At 69.1% G+C, this 10,746-nt stretch carries 4 protein-coding genes, 1 tRNA gene and 1 rRNA gene; 5 read left to right on the top strand and 1 reads right to left on the bottom strand.

All coding sequences use genetic code 11. The features are described from left to right. From rrf to ACZ7GZ_RS17210, 3 genes are all read left to right on the top strand, one after another. A 5S ribosomal RNA gene (rrf, locus tag ACZ7GZ_RS17220) occupies positions 1-93 on the top strand; the annotation flags it as partial. Positions 94-207: 114 nt separating this feature from the next. Beyond that, complete coding sequence (locus ACZ7GZ_RS17215; protein WP_471024879.1) at positions 208-870, top strand: DegT/DnrJ/EryC1/StrS family aminotransferase; 663 nt, start codon at positions 208-210, stop codon at positions 868-870. Positions 871-955: 85 nt separating this feature from the next. Beyond that, a tRNA-Thr gene (locus tag ACZ7GZ_RS17210) sits at positions 956-1,028 on the top strand. A 52-nt stretch (positions 1,029-1,080) separates the two neighbouring features. Here ACZ7GZ_RS17210 and ACZ7GZ_RS17205 read toward each other — a convergent pair. Next, on the bottom strand, positions 1,081-3,840 hold the full coding sequence (locus ACZ7GZ_RS17205; protein ID WP_471024875.1) for a SpoIIE family protein phosphatase: 2,760 nt from the start codon (positions 3,838-3,840) through the stop codon (positions 1,081-1,083). Between the two features lie 425 nt (positions 3,841-4,265). Between ACZ7GZ_RS17205 and ACZ7GZ_RS17200 the strand changes: the two genes are divergently transcribed. Continuing rightward, positions 4,266-9,728 (top strand): HAMP domain-containing protein, encoded by a 5,463-nt coding sequence (locus ACZ7GZ_RS17200; protein ID WP_471024873.1) that lies wholly within the window; start codon positions 4,266-4,268, stop codon positions 9,726-9,728. 298 nt (positions 9,729-10,026) lie between these two features. Beyond that, positions 10,027-10,707, top strand: a complete 681-nt coding sequence (locus ACZ7GZ_RS17195; protein WP_471024872.1) for a response regulator — start codon at positions 10,027-10,029, stop codon at positions 10,705-10,707. Positions 10,708-10,746 lie beyond the last annotated feature (39 nt).

Below are 10,746 nucleotides of genomic sequence, written 5' to 3'. Positions count from 1 at the left end.
ACGCCCGGTTACATTCCGAACCCGGAAGCTAAGCCTCACAGCGCCGATGGTACTGCAGGGGGGACCCTGTGGGAGAGTAGGACACCGCCGAACAATCTTTCAAAAGGCCGGACCCTGAACTTCGTTTCAGGGTCCGGCCTTTTTACGTTTTCCTTAACGTGTCGTTCACGTCGCGCACCCAGCATCCAGCACATGGGAACTGCTGCAATGCTCAGGGCCGGCGGTGTCGGAGTCGGTGACGAAGTCGTCGTGCCGGCCTTCGGGAACGTCGACGTCGCCGAGGCCGTGACCCTGGCCGGTGCCCTCCCGGTGTTCGCTGACATAGACCCGGTGACGTACTGCCTCGATCCCGGCGCTGTCGAGGCAGCCGTAACTCCCCGCACGGCCGCCGTCGTTGTCGTACACCGCTTCGGGCGGGGAGCCGACCTGGGGCGGTTGCACGCGATCGGACAGCGGCAGGGGCTCCTGGTACTCGAGCAGGGCGAGTCCGAGGCGCCGTACGACGAGATAGCGCAGCGCAGGGAGCGGGCCGCGTATCTCGACGCCAAGTTGAAGGGTGTACGGACGCCGGACGGCGGTGACGGGCACACCTACCAGCAGTACGTCGTGCGGGTGCCGGGGAACGGCCGGCCGGACCGGGACGCCTTCGCGCGGGCCTTGCGGGCCAAGGGAGTTGAGTGCCGGGTGCCGGTCAAGACCCCCGTGCACCGGCTGCCGGAGTTCCGTCGGTGCGTGTCCCTGCCGGAGACCGAGCGGGCCGCCGACGAGACTCTGGCGCTGCCCGTCGACGCCGCGCTCACCAGGCGGGAGATGCAGCGGATCGTGTCCGCCTGCAATGCCCTCGGGGGCCTGCTCCAGCCTGCCTTCTGAGTGGTTGCCCGAACGAGTTTGGGAACTCGGGTCTGCTCGGGGTACAGTTTCTTCGTCGCCGCGAGGGAAACCTCGAAAGCGACAGGCCCCTATAGCTCAGTCGGCAGAGCGTCTCCATGGTAAGGAGAAGGTCAACGGTTCGATTCCGTTTGGGGGCTCAGTAAAGAAAGACCCCGCCCTTCCGGGTGGGGTCTTTTTCATGCCCTCTTCTCATGCCTCCTTGTGGATTCCCGGGACGCGCATCGCCAGGATCGCCATGTCGTCCGACGGGGCGTCCGAAGCGAAGCGTTCCACCGCGCGCATGATGCGTGCCGCGACCGCGCCCGCCGTGAGACCCGTGCACGTGGTGAGGACGTCGGCGAGGCCGTCGTCGCCCAGCATGCGTGCGCCCTCACGGCGTTCGGTGACGCCGTCGGTGACGCAGAGCAGGACGTCACCGGGGTCGAGGGTGACCGTCTCCTCGTGCAGCTCCAGGTCCTCGATCACGCCCAGCAGGGGCTGCGGCTCGGCGGCCGCCGTGACCGTGCCGTCCTGGCGCAGGCGCAGTGGGAGGGGGTGGCCGGCACAGACCACCTTCAGCTCGGCGCTGCCGTCCGCCTGCGGGCGCATCTCGCCGTACAGCAGGGTCAGGAAGCGGCTGCGGTCGCCCTCGTCGAGGATCGCGGAGTTCAGGCGCTGCAGGACCGCGGGGCCGCTCAGGCCCTCGCGGGCCAGCAGGCGCAGGGCGTGCCGGGCGAGGCCCGTGACCGCCGCCGCGTTCGGGCCCGTACCGCACACGTCGCCGATGGCGAAGCCGTAGGCGCCGTTGCCGATCGGGAACAGGTCGTAGAAGTCACCGCCGACCTCGTTGCCCTCGCCGGCCGCGCGGTAGATGACCTCGACCTCGACGCCGTCGATGTGCGGCGTACCCGGCGGAAGCAGGCTGCGCTGGAGGGCCTGGCTGATGGCCGTGCGCTCCGAGTAGAGACGGGCGTTGTCCAGGGCGAGGGCGGCCCGGCGGGAGAGGTCCTCGGCCAGTTCCAGGACCTCCTGGCGGAAGTGTTCGTCGGTGGGCTTGCCGAGGACCAGCATGCCGATGACGCGGTTGCGGGCGACGAGCGGGAGCACGACCGTCTCACCGCCCACCGCGGAGGCGGTGGCGAGGGTCGGGCCGATCCCCGCGGAGATCTGGTGCGCGGGTCCCCCCGCGAGGCCGAGGCTGCGCATGGAGCTGCGCAGGGCCGCCTGGTGGGCGACCTCGGCGGGGGTCGTCCAGACGCGGGCGCCGGGCGTCGGTACCGGGTCCGGCGGCGCGATCTTCGACAGCAACGACTTGATACCGTCGATCAGATCCTCGTCCTCGTGCAGGACGTACGACAGGTACGGCTCCGAGGCCTGGTCGGCGATCGTGTAGACGGCGCACCAGGTGGCCAGAGTGGGGACCGTCATCTGGGCCATAAGGGCCAGCGTCTGGTCGCGGTCCAGGGTGCCGGCCAGCAGGTCGGAGGCCTCGACCAGGAAGCTCAGGGAGCCGCGGCGCAGCCGCTCCAGCTCGCCCAGGCGGGCCGACTCGACGGCCAGGGCGATGCGGTCGGCGGCGAACTGGAGGCGCAGTGCCTCCTCGTTGGAGTACCGGCCGGGTGCCTCGGCGGCGACGCCGAGGGAGCCGGTCAGGCGGCCCTCGACCTTCAGCGGGACCGTGACGACCGAGCGCATGCCCGTGCCGTTCAGCAGTGGTACGGCCCCGGGGACGGACGTGAGGTCGTCGTGGACGGCCGGCATGCGTGCGGAGCCGTAACGGCCGGGGCCGGCCTCGACGGGCACGCGTGCGAAGCGCTGGCGGGCGGAGGGCAGGCCGGTGGAGGCGCGTACTTCCAGCTCGGTCTCGTCGTCGGTGGCCAGCAGCAGGAACGCGGAGTCCGCGTCGAGCATGTCGCGGGCGCGCTCCACCGTGCGCTGCAGCAGACCGTCGAGGTCGTCCGGGGCGGGGGAGCCGATGAACACCTCGAAGGGGTCGGTGTTCTGGCCGTCGGAGGTCTGGTTCTGGTCGCCTGCGGGGACGCGCGGCGGGGTCTGCAGGACGGCGCGTTCGTGGTCGCGGACCAGGAGGCAGACGGTGGAGGGTTCGCCGCCCGTGTCGCGGACCCGGAGGTGGGAGGCGTAGACCGGGGCCACGCGGCCGTCGGCGCCGCGGATGCCGTAGCTGCCCTCCCATCGGGAGAGCTGCAGGGCCTCGGCCACGCCGGTGCTGGTGCCCGGAGTGTGCGGCCAGGCCGCGAGTTCGGTGAGGGGCCTGCCGACGACCTCGGCGGACGCATGGCCGAAGATTTCCTCGGCGTCCTCGTTCCAGGAGGTGATGGAGCCCTTGCGGTCGACCTGGACGACGGCGACGCGGACCCGGCCGTCGGCCAGCGGCAGCAGGTCGGCGGGCAGGGACGGACCGGCTGTTCGGGTGCCGACCAAGCGTTCGGGGAGGTTGAGCTGGAACCAGACGTTCTTGTGGGTGGGGGTGTAGTCGACGCCCCAGCGGGTGGCCAGGGCCGCGCACAGCTGGAGGCCGCGGCCACCCTCGCGGTCGGGGCTGCCCATCGAGGCGGGGCTGTTCTGGAGGGGGACCTCGCGCTCGGGATAGCGGTCGGAGACCTCGATGCGTACGCCGTCCTCGGTGCGCAGGCACAGGACGTCCGCGTGCGTGCCCGCGTGGACGACGGCGTTCGTCACGAGCTCGCTGGTGAGGACGACGGCGTCGTCGACGATGTCGGCGAAGCCCCAGCCCTGCAGCGTGTCGCGGACGAAGGACCGGGCGGTCGCGACCGATCGCCCGACGGGCTCGAAGGTGGCGGCCGCGCGCGCGGTGATCACAGAACTCCTCGGCCGGTTGTCTACGTGCAGGGCTGCGTGGCCGGCCGGCTCGCTCCGCTGCTGCGGCATCAGCGCGCCCGTCGGCTGTGGCTCCGGGGGCTGTCCCCCGGGGATGACTCCGGTGGTCATGGTCTGCGGCCGCCCCTCCGATGCCCGCTCGTTCTCGTGCCACCGCCCAGGCCGGTCGGACCGGTGCGGCTGGACAGCCGCATGCAAGGTTACTTACCTTCGCCGTCCGAGCGGGTGCCGGTCGCCGGTGTTTACCCCCCAGGGTGTGCGGACGATGTGCGAAGCTGCCGAACTGTTATGGCCTGGTTGGGGCAGGGTGAAACACTGGGCAGGCTTCTGATGAAGGTCGGTCGGGCTGCGTGTGTTCCGTGTACGGCGGGCAGCAGCCCCTGGTGTGGCCGGATCCCGTCTGGCAGAAATACGCAGTAGTAACAGGTACGCAGCAGTAACAGGTACGCAGAAGTAACCGGTACGCCGATGACCGGCAGGCCGGGCCGAAGCGGCCGAGCACAGCAGCAACGGTCTACCCCTCCGGGAGGGACACAGTGGAGTCTGGCGCGGCGACGCGTGGCACGAAGACGCGCGCGAAAGGCGGACCGTCCCTGGGCAGGCGCGGCGGCACCACCGAAGTGGACACGGCTGCCCTGAACCGGCTGCTGGCGGCTCTCGTCTCGATGCGTGACGGGAACTTCCGCAAGCGGCTCACCGTTTCCGGTGACGGTGTGATGTCGGAGATCGCGGCCGTCTTCAACGAGGTGGCCGACCGGAATCTGCATCTGACCGGTGAGCTGTCCCGGGTACGGCGCATGGTGGGCCGTGAGGGAAAACTCACGGAACGGCTGGAGACGGGGGCCTGCGAGGGCTCCTGGGCGTCCGCGATCGACGCCTCCAACGCCCTGGTGGACGATCTCGTCTGGCCGGTCTCGGAGGTCGGCCGGGTGCTCACGGCCGTGGCCGAGGGTGATCTGTCGCCGCGGATGGAGCTGCGGACGCAGGCACCGGACGACGGCACGGGGCATCCGCTGCGCGGTGAGTTCCTGAAGGTCGGCCGCACGGTCAACAACCTGGTCGACCAGCTGTCGACGTTCACGGACGAGGTCACCCGCGTGGCCAGCGAGGTCGGTACCGAGGGCAAGCTCGGCGGTCAGGCCCAGCTGCGCGGTATGTCGGGTTCGTGGAAGGACCTGACCGAGTCCGTCAACACCATGGCCAACCGGCTGACCGCACAGGTGCGTGACATCGCGCTGGTGACGACGGCGGTCGCGCGCGGTGATCTGTCACGCAAGGTCACCGTGCACGTCGCGGGCGAGATGCTGGAGCTGAAGAACACCGTCAACACGATGGTGGAGCAGCTGTCGTCCTTCTCCTCGGAGGTCACGCGCGTGGCCCGCGAGGTGGGCACCGAGGGCATCCTCGGCGGTCAGGCGCAGGTGCCGGGTGTCGCCGGTGTGTGGAAGGAACTGACCGACTCCGTCAACACGATGGCGGGCAACCTGACCGCTCAGGTCCGTGGGATCTCGCAGGTCACGACCGCTGTCGCGAACGGTGATCTGTCGCGGAAGGTGACGGTTCCGGCGCGCGGCGAGGTGGCGCAGCTCGCCGAGACGATCAACCAGATGACCGAGACGCTGCGGATCTTCGCGGACGAGGTCACGCGCGTCGCGAACGAGGTCGGTGCGGAGGGGCGGCTCGGCGGGCAGGCGAACGTGCCCGGCGCGGCCGGTACGTGGAAGGACCTGACGGACTCCGTCAACACGGTGTTCCGGAACCTGACCACGCAGGTGCGGGACATCGCCACCGTGACGACGGCTGTGGCCAGCGGTGATCTGTCGCAGAAGGTCACGGTCGACGTGGCCGGCGAGATGCTGGAGCTGAAGAACACCGTCAACGGGATGGTGGACCAGCTGTCGGCGTTCGGCGCCGAGGTGACGCGGGTCGCGCGGGAGATCGGTGTCGAGGGCGAGCTGGGCGGCCAGGCGCAGGTGCCGGGCGCGGCCGGTGCCTGGAAGGACCTGACGGACTCCGTCAACACGGCGTTCCGCAATCTCACCGGTCAGGTGCGCAACATCGCCCAGGTGACGACGGCGGTGGCCAACGGCGACCTGTCCCAGAAGGTCACCGTGGACGTCTCCGGCGAGATGCTCCAGCTGAAGAACACCGTGAACACGATGGTGGACCAGCTGTCGAGCTTCGCCGACCAGGTCACGCGGATGGCCAGGGACGTGGGTACGGAGGGCCGGCTCGGCGGTCAGGCCCGGGTGGACGGCGTGTCCGGCACGTGGAAGGAGTTGACGGACTCCGTCAACTTCATGGCCGGCAACCTGACGTCCCAGGTGCGGCAGATCGCCCAGGTGACGACGGCTGTGGCGCGCGGTGACCTGTCGCAGAAGATCGATGTCGACGCGCGCGGCGAGATCCTTGAGCTGAAGAACACGATCAACACGATGGTTGATCAGCTGTCCGCCTTCGCCGACCAGGTGACGCGGGTGGCGCGTGACGTGGGTACGGAGGGCCGCCTCGGCGGTCAGGCGCAGGTGCCCGGTGTAGCCGGCGTGTGGCGCGACCTGACCGACTCGGTGAACGGCATGGCCGGCAACCTGACGGCCCAGGTGCGCAACATCGCGCAGGTCGCCACCGCCGTGGCCCGCGGTGACCTCTCCCAGAAGATCACCGTGGACGCGCGCGGGGAGATCCTTGAGCTGAAGAACACCCTGAACACGATGGTGGACCAGCTGTCGTCGTTCGCCCAGGAGGTCACGCGGGTGGCCCGTGAGGTGGGTACGGAGGGCATCCTCGGCGGTCAGGCCGAGGTGCAGGGTGTCTCCGGCACCTGGAAGGACCTCACGCAGTCCGTGAACTTCATGGCGAACAACCTGACGATCCAGGTGCGCAACATCGCCGAGGTCACGACCGCGGTCGCCAAGGGTGACCTGTCGAAGAAGATCACTGTTGACGCGAAGGGCGAGATCCTTGAGCTCGTCACGACGGTCAACACCATGGTTGATCAGCTGTCCAGCTTCGCCGAGCAGGTGACCCGGGTGGCCCGTGAGGTGGGCACCGAGGGCATTCTGGGCGGCCAGGCGCATGTGCCGGGCGTCACCGGTATCTGGAAGGACCTCAGCAACAACGTCAACCTGATGGCCAACAACCTGACCATGCAGGTGCGCAACATCTCGCAGGTGGCCGCGGCCGTCGCCAACGGTGATCTGACGCGTCAGGTCACCATCGAGGCGCGCGGTGAGGTCGCCCAGCTCGCCGACACCATCAACACGATGGTGAAGACGCTGAGTTCGTTCGCCGACCAGGTCACCAAGGTGGCCCGCGAGGTGGGCACGGACGGCATTCTGGGCGGTCAGGCACACGTGCCCGGGGTGGCCGGCACCTGGAAGGACCTCACCGAGTCCGTGAACCAGATGGCGTCCAACCTGACGGGCCAGGTGCGCAACATCGCCATGGTCACCACGGCCATCGCCAAGGGTGACCTGACGAAGAAGATCGACATTGACGCCCGCGGCGAGATCCTCGAGCTGAAGACGACGATCAACACGATGGTCGACCAGCTGTCCAGCTTCGCCGAGGAGGTCACGCGCGTGGCCCGCGAGGTGGGGACGGAAGGACAGCTCGGCGGCCAGGCACGCGTGCGTGACGTCGACGGCACGTGGCGGGACCTCACCGAGTCGGTGAACGAGATGGCCGGGAACCTGACCCGGCAGGTGCGTGCCATCGCGCGCGTGGCGACCGCGGTGACCCGCGGCGACCTGAACCTGAAGATCGACGTCGACGCCTCCGGCGAGATCCAGGAACTGCAGGACTACATCAACAAGATGATCGCCAACCTGCGCGACACCACGATCGCCAACGAGGAGCAGGACTGGCTCAAGGGCAACCTCGCCCGTATCTCCGCGCTGATGCAGGGACGCCGTGACCTGGAGGACGTCGCCTCGCTGATCATGAGCGAGCTGACGCCGGTGGTCTCCGCGCAGCACGGCGCGTTCTTCGTGGCGATGTCCCTCATGGAGGGCCAGGAGCTGAGCGGCGACGCCGAGGACCGGTACGAGCTGCGCATGCTCGGCTCGTACGGCTACTCGATGGGCTCCATGCCGGCGTCGTTCCGGCCCGGTGAGGCGCTGGTCGGTACGGCCGCACAGGAGAAGCGCACGATCCTGGTGGAGAACGCGCCCAGCGGGTATCTGAAGATCTCCTCGGGGCTCGGCGAGGCCCCGCCGGCGCAGGTGATCGTGCTGCCGGTGCTGTTCGAGGGCACGGTGCTCGGGGTGATCGAGCTGGCCTCCTTCACGCCGTTCACGCAGATCCAGAAGGACTTCCTCAACCAGATCGCCGAGATGATCGCGACGAGCGTGAACACCATCTCGGTCAACACCAAGACCGAGCAGCTGCTGAAGCAGTCGCAGGAGTTGACGGAGCAACTGCGCGAGCGGTCGGCCGAGTTGGAGAACCGGCAGAAGGCGCTGCAGGCCTCCAACGCCGAACTGGAGGAGAAGGCCGAGCTGCTGGCCCGGCAGAACCGCGACATCGAGGTGAAGAACACCGAGATCGAGGAGGCCCGGCAGGTCCTGGAGGAGCGCGCCGAGCAACTCGCGGTGTCGATGCGCTACAAGAGCGAGTTCCTCGCCAACATGTCGCACGAGCTGCGTACGCCGCTCAACTCGCTGCTGATCCTGGCGAAGTTGCTCGCCGACAACGCCGAGGGCAACCTCTCGCCCAAGCAGGTGGAGTTCGCCGAGACCATCCACGGTGCGGGCTCGGACCTGCTGCAGCTGATCAACGACATCCTCGACCTGTCGAAGGTCGAGGCGGGCAAGATGGACGTCTCGCCGACGCGTATCGCGCTCGTACAGCTCGTGGACTACGTGGAGGCCACCTTCCGGCCGCTGACCGCGGAGAAGGGCCTGGACCTGTCCGTACGGGTCTCCCCGGAGCTGCCGGCGACCCTGCACACCGACGAGCAGCGGCTGCTGCAGGTGTTGCGCAACCTGCTGTCGAACGCGGTGAAGTTCACCGACTCCGGATCGGTGGAGCTGGTGATCAGGCCGGCCGGCGCGGATGTGCCGGTGGGTATCCGTGAGCAGCTGCTGGAGGCCGGCTCGCTGACCGTTGCGGACGCGCCGCTGATCGCGTTCTCGGTGACGGACACCGGCATCGGTATCGCGGCCAGCAAGATGCGGGTGATCTTCGAGGCGTTCAAGCAGGCGGACGGCACGACCAGCCGCAAGTACGGCGGTACCGGGCTCGGCCTGTCGATCTCCCGGGAGATCGCGCAGCTGCTCGGCGGTGAGATCCACGCGCAGAGCGAACCGGGCCGCGGTTCGACGTTCACGCTGTACCTGCCGCTGCACCCGAGCGAACTGCCGCCGCAGGGCTACCAGCAGTCCGTGCCCCCGCTGGAGGCCGGCGAGCTGCTCGCCTCCGAGGCGCAGCAGTCCCTGGAGCTGTCCGGGGTGGAGATCGAGACCCCGGCCGAGGTGAAGTCGTACCGCGAGACGCAGAACGGTCCCGCGGCGCTCTTCCGGCGCCGGCGGCGGAGTCTGCCGCAGGGCGAGCAGCGGCCCGAGCACCGGCTGGCGGTCCCGGAGCCGGAGAGCGCGGCGCAGTTCGCGCACGGGGTGCGGTTCGGCGGCGAGAAGGTCCTGATCGTCGACGACGACATCCGCAACGTGTTCGCGCTGACCAGTGTCCTGGAGCAGCACGGTCTTTCGGTGCTGTACGCCGAGAACGGCCGTGAGGGCATCGAGGTGCTGGAGCAGCACGACGACGTGGCGGTCGTGCTGATGGACATCATGATGCCGGAGATGGACGGGTACGCGACGACCACGGCGATCCGCCGGATGCCGCAGTTCGCCGGGCTGCCGATCATCGCGCTGACCGCGAAGGCGATGAAGGGCGACCGGGAGAAGGCGATCGAGTCCGGTGCCTCCGACTACGTGACCAAGCCGGTCGACCCGGATCATCTGCTGGCCGTGATGCAGCAGTGGATGGGCGGGGAGTGACAAGATCGGCACACCGGGACGTGAACGGCCGGGGAACCCTCGGCGGGTGTCGGGAGTTGCCCACGTGAGGTGGCTGCGAACGGACGGCTTAGGGTGGCTGGAGACGTATGGGAATGCAGGATTCCGGGAACCATCCCGGCCCCCGCCGCGTTTCCGGTACGTGCACAGTGACATCGCGGTGACAGGGTGTGGCGACAGGCGGGGTGCGGCTACGATGACCGGCACAAGGACGGGCGGCGAAAGGGAGTCGTCCCCTGGGGCGGCGCCCGGTGTACCGCCGGGGCGAGGAGGGCGGGCCATGGTGCAGAAGGCCAAGATCCTCCTGGTCGATGACCGGCCGGAGAATCTGCTGGCGCTGGAGGCCATCCTCTCTGCGCTCGATCAGACGCTGGTGCGGGCATCGAGCGGGGAGGAAGCGCTCAAAGCACTGCTCACGGACGATTTCGCGGTCATTCTGCTGGATGTCCAGATGCCGGGCATGGACGGGTTCGAGACCGCCGCGCACATCAAGCGGCGCGAGCGGACCCGGGACATCCCGATCATCTTCCTCACGGCGATCAACCACGGCCCGCACCACACCTTCCGCGGCTACGCGGCCGGTGCGGTCGACTACATCTCCAAGCCGTTCGACCCGTGGGTGCTGCGCGCGAAGGTCTCGGTGTTCGTCGAGCTGTACATGAAGAACTGCCAGCTGCGCGAGCAGGCGGCGCTGCTGCGGCTGCAGTTGGAGGGCGGCGGCAAGGGCGCGGTCGGCGGCAAGGAGTCCGCCGGGCTGCTGGCCGAGCTGTCCGCGCGGCTCGCGGCCGTCGAGGAGCAGGCCGAGGCGCTGTCCAAGCAGCTGGACGACGATTCGGCGGACGCGGCCGCGGTGGCCACGGCGGCCCATCTGGAGCGCAAACTCACCGGGTTGCGGCGCGCGCTCGACGCCCTGGAGCCGGGCGCCGGCACCGGCGGTCCGTCGGTTCCGGCGCAGAACTGAGATACGCCCGGCCGGCGGTTGCTCTTGAGCGTGCGTCAG

It is taken from the genome of Streptomyces sp. NPDC037288, from assembly GCF_055603265.1.
Note: the sequence above shows the minus strand (reverse complement) of the source record. Positions and strands in the feature narration are given on the sequence as shown.